Annotated in this window: 14 protein-coding genes and 1 pseudogene; 8 read left to right on the plus strand and 7 right to left on the minus strand. The window is 64.6% G+C overall.

The window, feature by feature from the left end; all coding sequences use genetic code 11:
* Nucleotides 1-34 precede the first annotated feature (34 nt).
* The gene (locus C3L37_RS04590; protein ID WP_129113461.1) at nucleotides 35-1,213 is read left to right on the plus strand and encodes a M24 family metallopeptidase; all 1,179 of its coding nucleotides are present in this window, start codon (nucleotides 35-37) and stop codon (nucleotides 1,211-1,213) included.
* A 165-nt stretch (nucleotides 1,214-1,378) separates the two neighbouring features.
* Here C3L37_RS04590 and C3L37_RS04595 read toward each other — a convergent pair.
* Nucleotides 1,379-2,664, minus strand: a pseudogene (locus C3L37_RS04595) (RNA-guided endonuclease InsQ/TnpB family protein).
* A 418-nt stretch (nucleotides 2,665-3,082) separates the two neighbouring features.
* Nucleotides 3,083-4,054 carry a D-2-hydroxyacid dehydrogenase gene (locus C3L37_RS04600; RefSeq protein WP_129113462.1) on the minus strand — a complete coding sequence of 324 codons (972 nt, stop codon included), beginning with the start codon at nucleotides 4,052-4,054 and terminating at the stop codon, nucleotides 3,083-3,085.
* Nucleotides 4,055-4,250: 196 nt separating this feature from the next.
* Here C3L37_RS04600 and C3L37_RS04605 point away from each other — a divergent pair, with 196 nt between their 5' ends.
* Genes C3L37_RS04605 through C3L37_RS04615 form a run of 3 tightly spaced genes read left to right on the plus strand, consistent with a single transcriptional unit; the run spans nucleotide 4,251 to nucleotide 7,468 of the window.
* Complete coding sequence (locus tag C3L37_RS04605; RefSeq protein ID WP_129113463.1) at nucleotides 4,251-5,531, plus strand: amidohydrolase; 1,281 nt, start codon at nucleotides 4,251-4,253, stop codon at nucleotides 5,529-5,531.
* Nucleotides 5,518-6,870, plus strand: a complete 1,353-nt coding sequence (ilvA, locus tag C3L37_RS04610; protein ID WP_129113464.1) for a threonine ammonia-lyase — start codon at nucleotides 5,518-5,520, stop codon at nucleotides 6,868-6,870. Before C3L37_RS04605 ends, ilvA begins: the two co-directional genes overlap by 14 nt.
* A gap of 4 nt (nucleotides 6,871-6,874) precedes the next feature.
* A complete protein-coding gene (locus C3L37_RS04615) occupies nucleotides 6,875-7,468 on the plus strand; it encodes a hypothetical protein (protein ID WP_129113465.1) in 594 nt (197 codons plus the stop codon).
* Here C3L37_RS04615 and C3L37_RS04620 read toward each other — a convergent pair.
* Both C3L37_RS04620 and C3L37_RS04625 read right to left on the minus strand, forming a co-directional pair.
* The gene (locus C3L37_RS04620) at nucleotides 7,442-8,782 is read right to left on the minus strand and encodes an aminotransferase class III-fold pyridoxal phosphate-dependent enzyme (RefSeq protein WP_129113466.1); all 1,341 of its coding nucleotides are present in this window, start codon (nucleotides 8,780-8,782) and stop codon (nucleotides 7,442-7,444) included. The genes C3L37_RS04615 and C3L37_RS04620 overlap by 27 nt on opposite strands.
* Nucleotides 8,783-8,852: 70 nt before the next feature.
* Nucleotides 8,853-10,475: a BCCT family transporter gene (locus C3L37_RS04625; protein ID WP_129113467.1), complete on the minus strand. Its 1,623-nt coding sequence runs from the start codon at nucleotides 10,473-10,475 to the stop codon at nucleotides 8,853-8,855.
* 496 nt (nucleotides 10,476-10,971) lie between these two features.
* On the opposite strand from C3L37_RS04625, the gene C3L37_RS04630 reads away from it, so the two are divergent.
* The 3 genes from C3L37_RS04630 (at nucleotide 10,972) to C3L37_RS04640 (ending at nucleotide 13,389) form a co-directional block, all read left to right on the plus strand.
* Nucleotides 10,972-11,616, plus strand: coding sequence for a hypothetical protein (locus tag C3L37_RS04630; RefSeq protein ID WP_129113468.1), 645 nt, complete (start codon nucleotides 10,972-10,974; stop codon nucleotides 11,614-11,616).
* 73 nt (nucleotides 11,617-11,689) lie between these two features.
* The gene (locus C3L37_RS04635) at nucleotides 11,690-12,907 is read left to right on the plus strand and encodes an alpha/beta hydrolase family protein (RefSeq protein ID WP_129113469.1); all 1,218 of its coding nucleotides are present in this window, start codon (nucleotides 11,690-11,692) and stop codon (nucleotides 12,905-12,907) included.
* 188 nt (nucleotides 12,908-13,095) lie between these two features.
* Entirely contained in the window at nucleotides 13,096-13,389 is a 294-nt protein-coding gene (locus C3L37_RS04640; RefSeq protein ID WP_129113470.1) for a PadR family transcriptional regulator, read from the plus strand.
* A gap of 401 nt (nucleotides 13,390-13,790) precedes the next feature.
* On the opposite strand, the gene C3L37_RS04645 is transcribed toward C3L37_RS04640, so the two are convergent.
* The 3 genes from C3L37_RS04645 to C3L37_RS04655 form a co-directional block, all read right to left on the minus strand.
* On the minus strand, nucleotides 13,791-14,126 hold the full coding sequence (locus tag C3L37_RS04645) for a hypothetical protein (protein WP_129113471.1): 336 nt from the start codon (nucleotides 14,124-14,126) through the stop codon (nucleotides 13,791-13,793).
* A 792-nt stretch (nucleotides 14,127-14,918) separates the two neighbouring features.
* Nucleotides 14,919-16,160 (minus strand): MFS transporter, encoded by a 1,242-nt coding sequence (locus C3L37_RS04650; protein ID WP_129113472.1) that lies wholly within the window; start codon nucleotides 16,158-16,160, stop codon nucleotides 14,919-14,921.
* 99 nt (nucleotides 16,161-16,259) lie between these two features.
* Nucleotides 16,260-17,927, minus strand: coding sequence for a long-chain fatty acid--CoA ligase (locus C3L37_RS04655; protein WP_129113473.1), 1,668 nt, complete (start codon nucleotides 17,925-17,927; stop codon nucleotides 16,260-16,262).
* A gap of 98 nt (nucleotides 17,928-18,025) precedes the next feature.
* Here C3L37_RS04655 and C3L37_RS04660 point away from each other — a divergent pair, with 98 nt between their 5' ends.
* Nucleotides 18,026-19,093 (plus strand): phosphotransferase family protein, encoded by a 1,068-nt coding sequence (locus tag C3L37_RS04660; protein WP_129113474.1) that lies wholly within the window; start codon nucleotides 18,026-18,028, stop codon nucleotides 19,091-19,093.
* Nucleotides 19,094-19,159: the final 66 nt, after the last annotated feature.

Raw genomic sequence — 19,159 nt, forward strand, 5'->3', positions numbered from 1 at the left:
ACCTTCTCCGAACGTCGAGCCGAGTAGCGATACCATGTCCCAAGCCATCTTCGACGGCGCAGAGTACGAACGACGGATAGCCGAGACGAAAGCGCGGATGCGTGACCACGGTCTCGACGCGCTCATCGTGTCCGATCCGGCGAACATGAACTACCTCTCGGGATACGACGGCTGGTCGTTCTACGTCCACCAGGCCGTCGTCGTGACGCTCGACCGAGACGAGCCCGTCTGGGTCGGGCGCGGACAGGACGCGAACGGGGCGCGGGCGACCGCGTGGCTCTCGGAGGAGAGCATCCGGTCGTACAGTGACGACCACGTCCACTCGCCGTACGACCTGCACCCGATGGACTTCCTCGCCGGCGTGCTCTCCGACCTCGACGTCGACGACGGACGTCTCGGCGTCGAGATGGACGCCTACTACTTCACGGCAAAGTCGTACACGCGTCTGCGGGAGAACCTCCCGGAAGCCGAGTTCGACGACGCCACACTGCTCGTCAACTGGGTGCGCGTGACGAAGTCAGAGCGGGAACTCGCCCTCATGGAGGAGGCCGCCCGCATCTCCGAGGAGGCGATGGTTGCCGGCCTCGACGCGATCGAGGAGGGCGTGGCCGAGTACGAGGCGGCGGCGGCCATCTACGACACGCTCGTCCGCGGGACTGACGACTACGGCGGCGACTACCCTGCCATCGTCCCGCTCATGCCATCGGGCGACCACACCGGCACGCCCCACCTCACGTGGACTGACCGGCGGTTCGAGCGGGGCGATCCAGTCATCATCGAGTTGTCGGGCTGTCGCCACCGCTACCACTCCCCGCTCGCGCGGACGACCTTCGTCGGCGACCCGCCGGAGAAACTGGCGCGGACGGCCGAGGTGGTCGTCGAGGGCGTGAACGCGACGCTCGACGCGGTCGAACCCGGCATCACCGCCGAGGAGGTAGAGGGCGCGTGGCGGGAGATCATTGCGCGGCACGGCGTCGAGAAGGAAGAGCGCATCGGGTACTCGATGGGGCTCGGTTACCCGCCGGACTGGGGCGAGCACACCGTCAGCCTCCGACCGGGCGACGAGACCGTTCTTGAAGAGAATATGACGTTCCACGTGATCCCCGGCATCTGGCAGGATGACGTCGGCTTCGAACTCAGCGAGACGTTCCGCGTCACCGCCAACGGGGCGGAGACGCTCGCGGACTTCCCGCGGAAGCTGTTCGGCGCGTGAGGGCGGCCGCCGACTCCCATGGGAGCGACCGGTCGTTCCTGTACTCGACGCCGCTCGCGTCTACAGTTAATACAGCGAGAGTGCTGCGAGGCTTGGCCTCGGGGGTGAACCGCTTGACATCCTCCCCGCGCTAAAGCGCGAGGATTCCCGACCGCAGGTGGGATATTAGGGTTCGCGGTCCGTTTGAATGACCTGTTCTCGCGGGGCGAACCGGCCCTCGCTACGGTCGAACAGGCGGACCGCTGGCTGTGCCAACCAGCCGTTATCCCTATCCCGGCCACCGTCTGTGGCGAGATTCGGGAGTACTTTTCGTCTGATGTTCTCCGCGCCGTTGCAGTCTGCATTCCCGACGAACCCACACTCGCACACGTACAAGCCTCGGTAGACGCGCTGACGCTTGTCCGACCGCCCGCACGCCGAACACGTCTTCGACGTCCCTTGTTCTGACTTCGTGACCACCTCGACACCTTCGACTTCGGCCTTGTACAAGAGCATCTGTGTGAAGCGGTCGAACGCCCACCCGTGCAAATCGAGATTGCCGTGGTGTCCCCAGTTGCGGGCGTCACCGTTCTCGTCCTCGCGGATGCCACCGAGGTCGCCCACGACAATCGTTCCGACGCCCCGCTTGACGCACTCTGCGACAATCTCTTTCGAGAGCGTGTGCAAGAAGTGCGTCCGGCGATCGGTCCGCTTGCGGTCAAGGCGGCGGGCTTCGCGTGAGGCAGAATCGTCCGTCTCGGCGCGCTTCTTGGCGAAGTAGTATTCGTCTTCCTTGAGCGCCCCGCCGGGGTACAACACGGCTTCGTCTCCGTAGGAGACGGTGGCGAAGTTGCAGATGCCGGGGTCGATGCCCGCCACACCGTCGCCCGGTACGTCGGAAACATCGACTTCGACGCGGCAGACGAAGTGCAACCGCAAACGCCGTGTTCGTACACCGCACGAACCTGTTGGACGTTCTCGACGGCTCGACTGACTGGGCCGATAACGTCGTACTCGCAGAGAATGAAGTCAGACCAGTTCTCTTTGAGGTTCTTGCCTTTCGAGAGGCGGACGTGGTTGTTCGCGGCGTCGTGCTTGAAGCCCGCCGTCTTGAACGTGACGGTCGAGCGCGGGTGGTCGCCACCGTGTTTTCGGTAGCCGGGCGGATTCGCGTTCTCGTTCTCGCTTCCGCGCTTGCCGTACCAACTGGTGAACGCCTCACCGAGTTCTTGGAGAACTCGCTGACTCGACTGAGAATGCAGGTCGCCGTAGCGTTCGTGGTTCTTGAGGTACGCCATAAGCGCGTTCGCGCCGGGAATCTGACCGCAAGCGTCCCAGACACGTCCAGCCGTCCATCGGCCAACGTTCCAGAGCTTGCTGGCAGCGAATCCGAGCGAATCGAGGTCGTCACGCACCTGCGAGTAGTTGCAGATGCGGGCGCGGTAGGTGCGCGTGACGACCTTCTTCGCCATACGTAACCTATGTCACCGAACATACTTAACACCGACCCATGCGGAGTGAAAGTGAACGCAGACGTTGAATATCTGGCCCTGCCATCGGCGGCGGATGCCGAATACCATGTCGGATTCATCCCCGCCTTAAAAGACGGGGCTTTCTCCTCGTATCTCCGTAAGGTTGCCGCCTAACCACTCGTTTCTTTGGGTATGATGGGCCGCGCGGCTCGATTGGACGTACGTACGGGTGTTGCACAAACGTCCGGCGTTCGATTCGACGCGCTCGGGAGCGCCCATCAACCACGATAAGCAGGGAATGGGCCGAATCGTCCCAGCGTGGGAGAACGCCTGTGGAGTCTGGAACCGCACTGTCGCCTTTGGCGATGGCCGTTCTGACGCCGAAGCAGAAAGCCTCTATCCATGTGGTCGAGGTAGTTCACGAGGACGGATCCAGAACCAGGTTTTCCAGCTCCTCGCCCTCGTCGAGGCGGACGACGTTCTGGGCGACGATGTCGGCGAGTCGATCCCAGTGTTTCGGCGTGTGACCGCCGGTGTGAGGCGTGATGAGGCAGTTCTCTAGCCGCCAGAGCGGGTGCTCCGCCGGCAGCGGCTCAGGATCGGTCACGTCCAACGCGGCCCCGCGGATCCCGTTCGATCGGAGCGCCGACACTAGCGCGTCGGTGTCGACGATCCCGCCGCGGGCCGCGTTGACGATGACCGCCGACGGCGGGAGCGTCGCCAGTTCCGACTCGCGGATCAGCCCGCGCGTCGTCTCCGTCAGCGGGCAAGCGACGATCAGGTAGTCGGTGCGCGCGAGCGCTTCGTGGATAGCGTCCGCCTCGAAGCCGATCACTTCGTCGGTCGGCCCGCCCTTCTCGGGCGTGTACCGGACGCCGACCGTCTCGACCTCGAACCCCCGGAGGCGCGTTGCAACCGCTTGACCGATGGAGCCGAGGCCGAGGATCGTGACCGTCCCCCCCGCGAGTTCGGAGGACTGAAAGTGCCGCCACTCGCGGTTTCGCTTACGCCGCCAGCCTTCGTGGAGGCGGCGCGCGAAGACGAGCACGTTCCCGATGGCCTGCTCGGCGATGCCAGGCGCGTGGATGCCCCCGGCGTTCGTCACGGCGACGCCACGCGCCTCCAGCGCGTCCATCGGCAGGTGGTCCGTGCCGGCGAATGCGCAGGCGAAGAGCTCCAGTTCGTCTGCACGATCGAGCAGCGACTCGTCGATGCCGACGCCCGTGACGACGCGCGCACCGGCGACGAAGTCGCGTTCGTCCCGCGGCGTGCGCGCGAGCCGGACGTCCCGATTCGGCAGTCGTTCGCACAGTTTCTCGGCGTACGGTTCCATCGGCAGGCCCTCCGTTCCTTCGCGGAGGACGACGACGTCCGCGGTAGTCTCGTCCATTGATAGTTCCTCCGTGTCTCCGCCTCTTCGTTTCTGCGGTACGAACGGTGCGCCGTAGATGGCCACCTACTCGAACCGCTCCGCCTCCGTACCGGTGCGTGGAGGGCGATCGTCGCTCCACCACTTAGTCCTTTTGTGTGGATGCCATCCACAGAAGGTGTGTATAATTAAGTAGTGCGAGGGCATAGCACGCGACATGGCGTCATCGACACCCGAACGGCTCGCGGCCGTCCGCCGGTCCCTCCACAGGCACCCGGAGCCGGCGTGGCGGGAGTTCCGCACGACGTGTGCGCTCGTCGAAGAGATCCAGGCCGTCGGCGTCGACGAACTCGCCGTCGGCGCGGCGGCGTACGACCCCGACGACCGCATGGCCGTCCCCGACGAGGTGGAACTCGACCGATGGTTGGATCGCGCCCGAGAGCGCGGTGCCAACGAGGACCTCCTCGACGCGATGGCAGGCGGCACTACCGGTGCGGTCGCCGTTCTCGAACGCGGCGAGGGTCCCTCCGTGGGCCTCCGGGTCGACATCGACGGCCTGCTCATCGAGGAGTCCCGCGACCCCGCTCACGAACCCGCGGCCGGCAGCTTCCGGTCGGAGTATCCCGAGACAATGCACGCCTGCGGGCACGACGCCCACATGGCCATCGGGCTCGGCGTCCTGGAGTCGGCGAAGGCGAGCGACTTCTCAGGGACGCTCACGGTCTTCTTCCAGCCGGCGGAGGAGGAGTCGGGCGGCGGCAAGCCGATGGCCGAGAGTCGGTTCGCGGACGATCTCGACCACTTGCTCGCGGTCCACGTTGGCCTCGGTCACCCGACCGGCGAGCTGGTCGCGGGCGTCCGCAAGCCGCTGGCGATGAGCCATGTCACGGCCGAGTTCCGCGGTGCGTCCGCCCACGCCGGAAAGGAGCCGAACGAGGGCGCGAACGCAATCCAGGCGATGGCGACCGCCATCGGGAACGCCTACGCGATTCCGCGCCACAGCGACGGGATGACGCGGGTCAACGTCGGCACGGCGAGCGCGGGCACCGCGAGTAACGTCATCGCTGAGGAGGCGTCCATCTACGGCGAGGTGCGCGGCGAGACCACCCCGCTACGCGAGTACGTGAAGGACGAGTTCGAGCGGGCTGTTCGTGCTGCCGCCGAGATGCACGGCTGCGAGGCCGACTTCCGCGTCGTCAGCGAGTCGCCGCGGGCGGACAGCGACGCAGACCTGGTCGACGTCGCGTACGAAGCGGCCGCCGCGACGCCCGGCATCGAGCGCGTCGTCCGCTGGGCAGATTTCGGCGCGAGCGAGGACGCGACCTTCCTCATGAAGCGGGTGCAGGAGCGCGGGGGGACGGCTGCGTATCTGATCGTTGGGACGGACCACCCGAACAGCCACCACACGCCGACCTTCGACGTCGACGAACGGAGCATCGGAATCGGCGTCGATGTGCTGACCGACACCGTCCTCCGCCTCTCCGATGAGCAACCCTGATCCCGACTCGCCGACGGGCGACTCTGATCCCGACCCGTCGAAGGACAGTCCCGATTCAGACGCGTCGACGAACGACGGCGACCCCGTCCCGGCCTCGGCCGTCGTGACGCCCGCCGACATCGACGCGGCGGCTGACCGCGTCGCTGACGTCGTCCACCGGACGCCGCTCGACACGTCCCGAACGTTCGCGACTTTGAGCGGTGCCGCCGCCGTCGGTCTCAAACTGGAGAACATGCAGCGGACGGGATCGTTCAAGATCCGCGGGGCGTACAATATGATGTCCCGGTTGCCCCCCGAAGCGCGCGACCGTGGCGTGGTCGCGTCGAGTGCCGGCAACCACGCGCAGGGCGTCGCGCTCGCCGGCGACCTGCTGGGGATCGAGACGACCGTCGTCGTCCCCGAGGTGACGCCCGCGGCCAAGATCGAGGCGACGCGCGGCTACGGGGCCGAGGTGATCGTCGAGGGAGACGTCTACGAACGTTCCTACGAGCACGCGCTCAATCTCGCGGAGCGGGAGGAACTGACCTTCGTCCACCCGTTCGACGACGAGCACATCATCGCCGGCCAGGGGACGGTCGGCGTCGAGATCGCGGCGCAGTTCCCCGATCCCGACGCGGTGTTCGTCGCGATCGGCGGCGGCGGTCTCGTCTCGGGCGTCGCGACGGCCCTTAAGGCGCGCTACCCCGACGTACGCGTCGTCGGCGTTCAGCCCGAGGGCGCGGCCCATGCGAAGCCGTCGCTCGAACGCGACGAGATCCATGAGCTGTCCGACGTCGACACGGTGGCGGAGGGAATCGCCGACGCGCGATTGCTGGAGAAGACGTTCGCCGTGATCCGCGAGCGCGTCGACGACGTGGTCGCCGTCGACGATCGGGAGTTGGGTGTCGCCCTCGCGCTCCTCGCCGAGCGAGCGAAGACGGTCGTCGAGGCGGCCGGCGCAGCACCGGTCGCTGCACTGCTCTCCGACCGGGTCGACGTCGAAGGCCAGCGGGTCGCGGCCGTCGTCTCCGGCGGCAATGTGAACCTCACCGAACATGGCGAACTCGCCCGGGTCGGGCTGATGGAACTCGGACGGTACGCCGAGGTCGACCTTGAGGTGACCGACTGGCCGGCGGCGCTCGGTGCCGTCTCCGAGGCCGTCGCGGGTGCGGGGGCGGAACTCGATGCGCTGGAACGCGCCCGCCGAACCAACGCTGACCGTCCGAACCGCACGCCGGTCGGCCTCGGCGTCGAGGGAAGCGGACCGGACCACCTCCGGGATGTACTCGCCGCGCTGAACGACCTCGACGGCGTCGCGGTGGTCGACCACTCCCTCGACCGTGAGGGCTCGACCGGCTGAGCCCGTGTCGTCCCTGCTGCCGCTCGTCGCGGCCGTCTGCTTTGGCGCACAGATCGTGCTGGTGAAACACGGCCTCGACCGCGGCGACGTCTCCACCCTCGGTGCCGCGACGATGCTACTGGCGGTCGCGTTGGCCGTCGTGAAGGTCGGCTTCGACGAGTTTGACGACGCACTGGCGGCGACTGCCTTGACGCAGACTGCCGCGCTCGCGACGCTTCTGCCCGTCGCTACGGGATCAAGGCGGATGCGCCGCTGCCTCCGGACCGCGTCGGGGGACACCGCCGCCGTGTTCGTCCTCGCCGGCGCTGCCGTCGGCGCTGGGTGGTACGCCATGTTCTATGCCCTGCAAATCAGAACCGTCGTGACCGTCCTCCCGCTCAACAGTACCTACCCGCTTGTGGTCGTCGCCGTCCCACCTACGTGTAGGCGCGCGAACTCCCCGGGCCGGCGTTCTCGCGGCAATCCTCGCCATCGTCGTCGGTATGGCGGCGGTCTAGGTGGCGTAGGTGACCGTTGGTCGCCTCGACGGCCCTCGACGGCGGACAGTGTGGGATGGTCGGAGAACCCTCGCTCACGAGGCCTTGATGGCCTCGTTTAGGATCGAGACGCCGAGTTCGATCTCGCGTTCGGTGGCGTCGAGCGGAGGGAGCAGGCGGAGCGTCTTCGTCCCGCAGCCGAGCGTGAGCAGGCCGCGCGTCAGCGCCTCCTCGACGACGGCATCGCGTCGCGACTCGGCGTCGAACTCGACGGCGAGCATCAGTCCCTTGCCGCGGACGTCGACGACGTGATCCGGGGCGCCGTCGCGGAGCAGTTCCATCGCCTGCCGGCCGCGCTCCGTCGCGTTATCGAGTAGGCCGTGCTCCTCGATGGCTTCCAAGGTGAGCGCGCCCATCATCGACGACAGGATGTCGCCACCCCCGAAGGTCGAGCCCAGGCGGTTCTTCTCCCTGGGAAAGAGGTTCGACCGCGAGACCGTCGCACCGACGCGGAGTCCCTTCGCGCCCGCGATGACGTCCGGTTCGACGGGGTAGTGGTCCGACGCCCACATCTTCCCTGTCCGACCGACGCCGGACTGGATCTCGTCGACGATTAGGGGAACGTCGTACGCGTCGCAGACGTCCCCCACCTCCGCCATGAACCCGTCGCTCGGGAAGCGGTAGCCGCCCACGCCCTGTATCGGTTCGAGGACGAGGAATGCGACCTCCTCGGGGTTGACGTGGCCGCCTTCGTCGTCGAACAGCCCGCGGAGCCCCGACCCGTCCCCGGCGAAGAACCCGCAGTCGCAGGCGTCGGGGGTGCATTGGCGGTCGTCGCAGAAGGGAACGGTCCGGATCCCGGCGAGCTCCGGGTAATGACGGGTGTACACCTCGTTCGAGTGCGTTACCGAGAGGGTGCCGAACGTCCGGCCGTGGAAACTTCCCTCGAACGCGAGGCCGTACTTCGCGGCCGGGTTGCGATCGTACGTGATCTTCATCGCGTTCTCGACAGCCTCCGCGCCGGAGTTCGAGAGGAAGACGGTGTCCATGCCATACTGGCTCGACACCTCGATCAGTTTCTCCATGAGGTGACTCGACCCTGGAACGTCCGCCGACTCAGGGTCCACCCCCGCGCCGTAGTACATGTCCTGTCCCGCGATCTTCATCGGCTCGATCAGCGAGAACTCACGGAGCGTCCCCAGCATCTTCTCGTTGTTGTAGCCCAGCGGTGCCGCGCCGATGTGGCACGTGAAGTCGAGCAGGACGTTGCCGTCCACATCCGTCACGAACGGTCCGTCCGCTGCGGCCGTGACGTCCCATACGAACTCGTGGGAGTACTCGCTGGGGGCGGCGTGTCGCCCGTGGTACTCGATCCATCGCTCCGCGTTCGGCCCAGGAATGGCCGTCACGTCCGGTTCCGCCGTGGCTCTATCCATATACGATAAACGTGTATGACATCCATTAAAACTGTTATGGTAGGACGAACGCCACGACCGACGCCGGCCGTCAGTCGTCGTCCGCGGCCCGTCGACTCGCCCCCGTTTTGTCGACTGAGTCGCCGCTGCCGATGAGTGTCGTCTCCTCCTGGAGCAGGACGCTGCCGAACTCGTCGCTGAAGGTCTTCGTGAGGCCGACAACGGCGACGGCCGCAACGATGGCGAACGGGCCACCAGTGGTGATGGCCGCAGCCTGCAAGGCGTCGGCGCCGCCAATGACCATCAGAATGGACGCGACGATGCCCTGCAGAGCCGCCCAGAAGATCCGGTTGAGCGAGGATGGATCCTCCTTCCCACCGGTGGTCATCATCGAAACGGCGAGTGTCGAGGAGTCCGCGGACGTGATGAAGAACGTAGTCACAAGAATGAGGAAACCAATGAGGAAGACTTGCCCGAACGGGAGCGCACCGTAGATGATGTAGCCGGAGACGGCCTCGCCGAGGTTCGGGTTGTTGATGGGGCCGAGCGCGTTCACGATGCCGTTATGCTGCAGCCAGACGCCGGTCCCACCGAGGATGATGAACCAGGGGATCGTCGCCAGGGACGTCGCGCCGATGCCCGTGAAAGCGACCTCGCGAACGGATCGGCCGCGTGAGATCCGGGCGATGAACAGGCCGGCGAATGGCGACCACGCAAGCGGCCACGCCCAGTAGAACACCGTCCAGGCGTTCGACCACTCGCCGCCATTCGCGGTGTCGGTGAAGAGGGCCATGTTGAAGAAGTCACCCATCAGACCGCCGGTAGCCTGCGTTCCCAGTTCAAGGATGAACCACGTCGGACCGATGACGAGCGTTCCCACCATCATCAGCGCGAAGAGTGCCATGTTGAAGTTCGACAGTCGGCGGATGCCGCGGTCGACGCCGAGCAGCAGGGAGGCGGTGAAAATGACCGTCATTCCAGTGATAATTGCGATAGTTCCGACGTCACCGAGCTGGACGCCCCACTCGTACTGGAGACCAGTAATGAACTGACTCCCGATAAACCCAAGGGAGGTCGCGACACCGCCGAGGGTCGCGAATACCGCGAGGATGTCGATGAACTGCCCCCAGAATCCGTTGACGTTGTCGGCGCCGATAAAGGGGGCCAGCACGGCCGAGACGCGCAGTGGCGCGCCGTAGTTATAGACGTAGTAGCCGATTCCGAGCCCCATCACCGTGAAACAGGACCACTGGGTGATCGCCCAGTGGAATAGCGAGTACTGGATCGCGATGGGCATCGCGGCGGTAGACTGGTCGGCGGCGCCGTAAAGTGGTGGGACGCTCCCGTAGTGAATGAGCGCCTCTGCCGGCCCCCAGAAGACGATGCCGGCGGCTAACCCTGCGGAGTACATCATCGCGAAGTACGAAAAGTAACTATACTCCGGGGACTCGTCGCCCAGCCGCAGGTTGCCCCACGGTCCAACGATGAGGTACCCGAGAAAGAGGACGAACCCGAGCATGACGATGAGGAACGCCCAATTGAAGTAGTTGAGCATGAAGTCCTGGAGCCCGTAGACCGTGTCCGCCGCCGCGCCCGGATCAAGTGCGAAGACAGTCACGAATAACAGCGTGATCCCCGCACCGAACCCGAAGACGGCAGGCTCTATCTCCTCGAAAAACTCGCCGACGAATCCGTCGCCGTCAGAGAGGCTCATCGTTCGTCCCCCCACCCAGCCGTCCGGGCGAATGTTTCCCCTGTTCTCTACCTAACACCGCGGCTGCTCGGGTCGGCACGGGGCCACACGTACGGCCCCGTGCCAACCATCCCGGATTCTCTCTACCGCCAGTTTGCATGGACATCATGGGTGATAACAACTGCCACGGACTAAGTCAATCCATGGCACAGAAGGTGTGATGACAATAAGGTAGTTAAACATTATGGTTACTGTCGTTACTATCTACGGTTTGCGTTAATCAAGATTTACTGAAATCGGTATTTGTGTACGAAGTCTACAGATTTTCTACTGTGTCGAACGGAATACATTCCTCTCACGTTCCAATAAACGTTATCTGTGGTCGAAATGAGGGATAATAACCCGAATGTTTTGGATGGATCCTTCAAAGCTCCGAAATCAGTCTTTCCTGGCCTCTAATTCGACGATACCGATCGTCTTCGTAACTCTTAACAAAGTGTAGAAACACTAATTGTGTATGGGAACGGATGGAGACGGGAGCGAGCCCCTCGCCTTCTCGGCTGAACGGGATCGAGGCATCCTCACTCCGAGCGACCGAGAGTTCCTCCTTGGTCGAAAGACGGACTACACCGAACATTCGAAAAAACAAAAACGCAACCGAATTCGGCGCCGGCTGCGAAACGCGATCCTCGACTTTACGATCCTCTTCGAGCACCTCGAAGGCCGTGACCGCGAGACCGTCTTCAACCCCGAAGACGAGGCGCGTGACGCCTACACGCGGGGGATTGTCGACATGCTGGGCTTTCTCCACCTCGGGACCATGGGATACTACGTCCCCTTCAAAGATATGCTCGCGCAGGGCGTAAATCGCGCAGAGCAGGAACTCGCGGGGTCCGACTACCGGATGGTCACGGTCGATTTCAACGTTGACCCGGTTGGTCAGATAGACGTCGACGAGGTGATCGACAATCTCGAGTTTGGCAACTTCGACGAGATCACCGACGAGGAGTTGCGCGCATTCGTCCGCCTCCTGGCCGAATCGGACGACTTCTCCGCGACCTCGATGCGTTCGGACATGAAAGAACAGATGGCCGAGTTCATTGCGCGCGTGAACGAGGCCACCGAACGGCGCGACCGGCGGGTCGAAGAGCTGTCGGACTGATCGATTTCACTCTCGCGGTTCCCTTCCCCGACCGGGGGCGGAGGCTTATCAGTGGCGGCACGAAAACTCCGCCATGCGCGTTCACTTCTCCGGGCGGGCGTTCGACTACCAGACGCTGCGGGCGGTGGCGTACACGACCTTCGGCGGTGCCGAACCGGGCGAAGTGTTGACGACGGTCGACCGAATCGACGAGGGCGACACCGAGGCGTGGCACGCCGAGTGGCGACGGACGGCGGAACGCGTCGAACGAAGCGCGGCGGCCGCGGCCGCGGCGGGGAACGACCGAACCGCTCGCGCGGCGTACTTCCGAGCGCACAACTACCACCGGAGCGCCGAATTCTTCCTCCCCGCCGCCGACCCGCGTCGACGACCGGCGTACGAGAAAAGTCGCGCCGCGTTTCGGGCCGGCGCGGAGCGGCTAGACGCGCCGGTGCGGAGGCTCGACGTCCCGTACGAGGACACGACGCTGCCTGGGTACCTCTTTCTCCCCTCCGACGAAACCCCCGTGATCGAGCCGTATCGGACGATCGTCTGCGTCGGCGGCTTCGACTCGGTGGCCGAGGAACTCTTCTTCCTGTGCGGCGTTCCTGAGGCGCTCGCCCGCGGGTACGCCGTCGTGCTCTTCGACGGTCCTGGGCAGGGCGCTCCGCTCCGAGAGCAGGGGCTGACCGCTCGGCCGGATTGGGAACGTGTCGTCGGTCCCGTCCTCGACGCGCTGGGCGAACACGATGCGGTCGAGTCCCAGGGAGTCGGGCTCGTCGGCGCGAGCTTCGGCGGCTACTACGCGCCGCGAGCGGCGGCGTTCGAGGACCGCATCGCGGCCTGCGTCGCGTTCGATCACATGCACGACCTCTGGCGCGCGGCCTCATACGAGAATCCGCGACTCGCCTCGGTTGTGGCGCGCGCGCCGGACGCGATCGTAAACGGGTTCGCGACGTTCGCGGCGCGAGTCAGCGTCGAATCGCGGTGGTTGATGGAGAACTCGAAGTGGGTGTTCGGCGTGACGTCGGCCGCCGAATTTCAGCGCACGCTTCCCCGGTACTCGCTGTCGGGGGTCGCGGGCGAGATCGACTGTCCGACGCTCGTGCTGGCCGGCGAAGACGACCACTTCGTCCCACTCGCACTGGCTCAGGAGTTCGTCGACGAACTCGCCGGTCCGACGACGCTCCGCGTCTTCAGGACGGAGGAGGGAGCCGGCGAACACTGCCAGGTCGGGAACCTGCGTCTCGCGACCGGCGTCATCTACGACTGGTTCGACGAGACGCTGGCGCGCGCGCCGCGTTCTGCGTGACGGACTCGGTTGTCGTCTGTGCGATCGACCGGACTTCTCCGAACCGTTTTTATACATATTGGATAAACTATGTTGACAAATATCATAGGCTAGCCGAAGTCCCTGCAAGGAACACCCTCCAGTGTGATAATTCTTATAAAAAACATAATACTGACATTTATCCAGCTAGCAGTTGAACTCCTTGCACGATGACTCTCTTCGACTTAAGCGGCTTCCAGCGCGACCTGTTGATCGTCATCGCCGGCCACAACCAGCCGTCCGGCCAACAGATTAAGACAGAACTCGAACGGGCACGAGACGAGGAGATCAACCACGGACGGTTATACCCGAACCTCGACGTTCTCGTCAACAGTGACTACGTCGAAAAAGGCGAGATAGACCGCAGAACCAATTTCTACGCGATCACGAACGAGGGGCGCACCGCCCTCGATGAACGCCGCGAGTGGGAAGAGGGGTACCTCCAGGAGCAAATCAGCGCCTGATTCCGATCTCGCGACGCTCAGCCCGTAAACCCCTCGACCCGGATGGTCGCTACCTTCACGGCCCCGTCGTGCCCTACCGTGGCTCCGAACCGCGGGGACAGTCGTCGATCCGGTCGACAACGACGAGTTCCGGCTGAAGCCGTATCCGCTCGTCACCTGCCCCTCCTCGTTTTGACACCGGCGAGAACGGTACGAATGAGCGAGTTCGGTACGGAGTCGGACTTGATCCGAGCATACTACGGCGCCGGACGCGATCTGACCGAGTTCACCCCTCGCCCGTGAGCCGGCGTTCCGGCGCAGAGCGCGGAGGCTCCGATGTCTCCGTGCGGTATCGGACGAGACGACCCCGGCAGTTGACGGGTGCGACCGCGAGTCCGATCAAAAAAGCGAGTCGGGTGCCACTACGATCCGATCGAGACGTTCTCGACCGAGACGCCAACGTTTCGAACCGTCACCGTCACGTCACCGACTTTGTACGTCGTACCGTCGTGCTCGATGGTCATTTCCTCCACTGTTACGCTCGATTCATGGACCGTTACGCTCACATCGTCGACGGACTTCTCCGGGAGACCTGTTCCTGTTATCTGTACGTCTTTTATCTGAACGGTGGCATCGGAGATGGTGACGTCCTCGTTTCCGACGCGAACCACGTCGTCGGCTGGCTTAGAGGGTTGTTCCGTGTCATCGCTGGCTGCGAGCGCACCGGTCGCACCGGCACTGATTAGTAGCGCGCTCACGCACGCCAGCGTGACCCATCGGGAGAGTGATTGTGATCGATACATCGTCTGCCCCGACGGTGGAAACGGCATTTGATTCCCGGGATCGTTACGCAGTGGTATCGGGTCGATTAATCGGCACATTTACCAGTTTCGCGGCGAATACCGCTGCGTACGAACTGATTACGAACGTAGGGACAGGTTACCGGTATTCACGTACGAACACATAAAATTCAATGATGACGCCACCAATGGAACGGACGACGGCGAGTGCCGAACGGCGTGTGACACTGCCTTTTCCGAGGGCGACGAGAACGACGCGAGTGACGGGACGGATTCCGCTAGTGAAACCGTCGGAGGGGTAACCGACGACGAGACACCCGACCGACGGTCGAAATCGCGTCCGGTACGTCTCCGATGGCCTTCTTGACAAGGGCGTCGCTACCGAATCCGGATCCAGGCGGAATTAACCTCTTCCCGCAACTGATGACGCAGGAATCCGACCATCGGATTCGGATAGTCGTCCCGCTTCGGTTCCAACCCAAACTTGGAAGGAACCGATGACACATTGGGGGAACTCTCGTTTATCTCTCTCGTAGGGCTGTGGCACGGCCAAAAATGCTCCATCGGATTCCATGTTATCGCCGTGCGAATCACCACTGGTTCACCATCCCTTGTGGTTCGGGGACGGCACCTCACCGAGCCCGTAGCACCCGCGAGAACACGCATCACACCGATAAATCTGCCGGGACAAACGAACCGAGTGGCGCTTGACATCCGCCTGAAGACGGCGGTTTGCGTTTGAATCTCTACTCAGGTAGCCGAGAGACGGTCGGCGGCCGCGACCATTCCCGCTCCGAGAACGCCGAGCACCCCGACCCCCGCGAACGCGGGGTCGTAGCTGGTGAAGGTATCGTACACGAAACCGGCGGACGGCGGGGCCAGGAGACCCGAGATAGCGAACGAGACGGAGACGAGACCGAAAACGACGTTGATGTTCTCGGCTCCGAACAGGTCCGCGGTGAGCGGCGAGAGAAGCGCCCCGTTGCCGCCGTAGGCCGTTCCGTACACGAGTGCGAACGCGAACACCGCCGCCGCGGACTCGATCGTCGCCAACGCGATCGTCGAGACACCCATCACCGCCGAACAGACGACGAAAACCCGGACCCGGCCGAGGCGGTCGGAGACGAGGCCGATCACTAGACGGGAGAGGCTCGTCGCCGCGCCGACGAGACCGAGCGCCCATACGCCGACGTTTCGGGCCATACCGACGCCCGCGGTGTAGACGACGAGGTGGGCGAAGACGACGTAGAGCGTCGCGTAGATGCAGACCCATCCCAAGAAAACGAGAAGAAACGACGGCGTTCGAGCGACGGCGACGGCCTCGCGGAGCTGGGTTCGCCAGGAAACCGCCCTGCGGTCGGCGACGAGCCCGTCAGGGAACTCTCGCGTCGCGTCGATATCGAGACGGCGCGGGCTGTCGGCGATGAACGAGACGGCCACGGCGAGCAGCGCGAACGAAACGACGAGAAAGAGCGCGTAGGTCCGCCGCCAGCCGACGGCCGCGACGAACACCGACGCGGCGGGCGTTGCGAGCAGCATCCCCACGCCGGTCCCCGAACTCGCGACGCCTCCGGCGAAGCCACGGCGTCTCCCGAACCACCGCGGAACGGTCGCGAACGCGACCACGTAGATCACGCTCAAGCCGATGGACGCGACGACGCCGTAGAAGAACACTACCTGCGAGAACGACGTGCTCACGGCTACGCCGGCGAGACCGCCGCCGAGAAATCCCATTCCACAGAGGAGAAGCCGCCGCGTGCCGTACCGATCGACGAACCCACCGATGACCGCCGCGCCGAAGTACATCACGAACGTTTGAACGCCGAAGACGAGCGACGTCTCCCCTCGGGAGCGGCCGAACTCGACGAGCATCCGGTCGAAGAAGACGCCGAACGAATACGAGAGACCGAAGACGACTAGCGAACCGAGAAAGCACGCGCCGACCACGAACCACCCGTAGTAGACGTCCGATCGCCTCGTCCACGGGTACATTGGTGTCAATCGCCGCCGTCCGGGCGACCGTTCGCCTCCGGCCGACGGCGAGAACGCGTCGGCGGCGCGGCTCGACGTGCACCCGACGTCGGATCGCGCTCAATTGGCTTCGGCGTCATCATCTTCACGACCGTCGTCATCTCCGCCCTCGTCACCGTGGGCGCGCGCGAGTCCAGCGTCCGCGTACCGGTCTCGGAGTCGTTTCTTGTCAAACTTTCCGGTTGCCGTCTTCGGAACTTCCTCGACGAAGACGACGCTATCGGGGAGCCACCACCGCGGGTACGTCTCTCCGAGGAACTCCAGGACATCGTCCGCCGTAAGGTCCGATCCCGACCTCCGTCCGACGCACGCCACCGGCCGCTCGCGCCAGCGGTCGTGGGGAACGGCGATGACGGCCGCCTCGCGGACGTCGTCGTGTTCCATGAGCTCGTTCTCCAGTTCGATGCTGGAAATCCACTCGCCGCCGCTCTTGATGACGTCCTTCGCGCGGTCGACGAGTTCGAGGTACCCGTCCTCGTCGACGGTCGCGATGTCCCCCGTCTTCAGCCATCCCTCGTCGAAACTCCCGGCGTTCGCTTCCGGTCGATTGTAGTATTCGCCGACCACGGTCGGTCCGCGCACGTACAGTTCGCCGACGGACTCGCCGTCCCACGGCACCTCCGTACCATCCTCGGCGACGAGCTTCATCTCCATCCCCGGCGAGAGCAGCCCCTGCTTCGCCCGCTTTTCGAACCGCGCCTCCCGGTCCCACCCGCGCGCGCGACCCTTCGCCCTTGAGACGCTCCCGATGCTCATCGTCTCGGTCATCCCCCACGCGTGTTCGACGACGACGTCGTGTTCGTCCTCGAAGCGGCGCACGACGGCGTGGGGTGCCGCGCTGCCGCCGACAACGATGCGTTCGAGGCTGCTGACGTCGACGTCGTGTTCGTCGAGGTACTCCAGCAGCGTTATCCAGACCGTCGGTACGCCGGCCGTGAGCGTCACTTCCTCCTCTTCGATGAGACGGGCGAGCGTCTCCGCGTCCGGGGACGGACCGGGGTAGACTTGTTTCGCCCCGGCCATCGCCGACGAAAACGGGAGCTCCCAGGAGTTGACGTGGTACATCGGCACGACGTGCATGACGACGTCGCTCTCGTCGACGCCGATGGCCGACGGCGTGGCGACCATCATCGCGTGACTGTAGATCATCTTCTGGGTGTACTCGACGCCCTTCGGCCTTCCCGTCGTCCCGGACGTGTAGCACATGCCGGCCGGCTGATCCTCCGACAGTTCGGGCCAGTCGAACGCGTCGGCGTCGGCCACGAGTTCGTCGAAGGCGGAGACGCAGTCGAGATCGGTGTCGGGGATGCTGTCGTCCATGACGATCACCTCGCGGACGCCGTCGAGTCGATCCCAGAGGCGCTCGACCGTTTCGAACGGCTCTCCGGGATCGACGAGCAGCACCTCGTCGCTGGCGTCGTCGACGATGAACTCGACGTGCTCGTCGGGGAGGACGGCGTTGATCGTGTGAAGCTGCGCGCCCATCAGCGGAATCGCGAAGTATGCTTCGTAGTGTCGATGCGTGTTCCAGCCGAAGGTACCGACCCGATCGCCCGGGTCGATGCCGATCGCGGACAACGCGCCGGCGAGCGCCCGCGTTCGATCGCCGAACTCGCGGTAGGTGTACCGGGTGCTGCCGTCGGGCCCCCGCGAGACGACCTCTGTTTCGGGAAAGAGGTTCGTCGCGCGCCAGAAGAACGGTCGAAGTGTCAGTTCAGACGATGACATCCTCTTTCGTGAGAGACGATGGCCACCCTCATTAGTCCTATCGGCGGCGGTAGCCTCCCGGCGGAGGGTATTAGGGGGTGGTTCATCAAGTGATACCGATGAGCGAGGATCGAAGTTACGCTGACAGGCTCGTCGACGAGCGACGGCTTCGGGCGTATCTGGCGTCCGAGTTAGGAGACGCGGAGACGTTCGATGTCGAGTGGCACCAGAAGGGGCACTCGAACGAGACTCTCTTCGTCACGTGGGGCGATCGAGATCTCGTCCTGCGTCGGCCGCCGCCGGGAGAGACCGCTGACACGGCCCACGACGTGGGCCGCGAGTTCCGAGTCATGTCGGCGCTCCAAGGGACGGCGGTTCCCGCTCCGTCGACAGTGCTCCACTGCGAGGACGACTCCGTCATCGGCAGCGAGTTCTACCTCATGGAACGGGTCGACGGCGAGGTCGTCCGACTCGATGAGCCCGAACGGTTCGCCGCTCCCGACCGGCGGGCTGCGGTCGGCCGGGAACTCGTCGATTCGCTCGCGGCGATTCACAACCTCGACTACGAGTCGGTCGGCCTCGGCGACTTTGGAGATCCTGATGGCTACCTTCGCCGGCAGATCGACCGCTGGAAAAAGCAGCTCCAGTGGGCGGCGAGCCGGACGAACCGCCCGAACGGGCTACCAGGCCGCGACGAGGTAGAAGCGTGGCTCGACGACGCCTGCCCCGAGGAGGCGGATGGGACGCTCGTCCACGGCGACTACAAGCTCGACAACGTCATCGTCGCGCCGGGGACCCCGCCGCAGGTGAACGCCGTCGTCGATTGGGAACTGTGCACGCTCGGCGCCCCACTTTCGGACCTCGGCTGGATGCTGCTGTTTTGGCACGACGACCCGAGCGACGAGCCGCCGATTCCGGAGCTAATGCCGGCGTTTACTGCGCGAGAGGGGTACCCGGACCGCCTGGAACTCGTCGAGCGGTACGAAAACCGGACCGGTGTCGCCTTCGAGCATCCGACCTTCTACTTGGTGCTCGCGACGTACAAGCTGGCTGGCGTCTGCGAGATGTTCTACGCGCGGCACCTCGCTGGCGACAGCGACGATCCGCTCTACGCCGCGATGGATGAAGGGACGCCGTCGCTCATCGCGTACACTCAGGACGCTATTCGTGGCATTGGGGCATGGTAGGGCGGTTGGATCGCTGGATGACGGCCCGCCGAAACGAATCGCCGGGGTGAGAGGGCTTTTAGTACA

Origin of the sequence: Halegenticoccus tardaugens (assembly GCF_004116405.1) — an archaeon.
Taxonomy (GTDB): Archaea; Halobacteriota; Halobacteria; order Halobacteriales; family Haloferacaceae; genus Halegenticoccus; species Halegenticoccus tardaugens.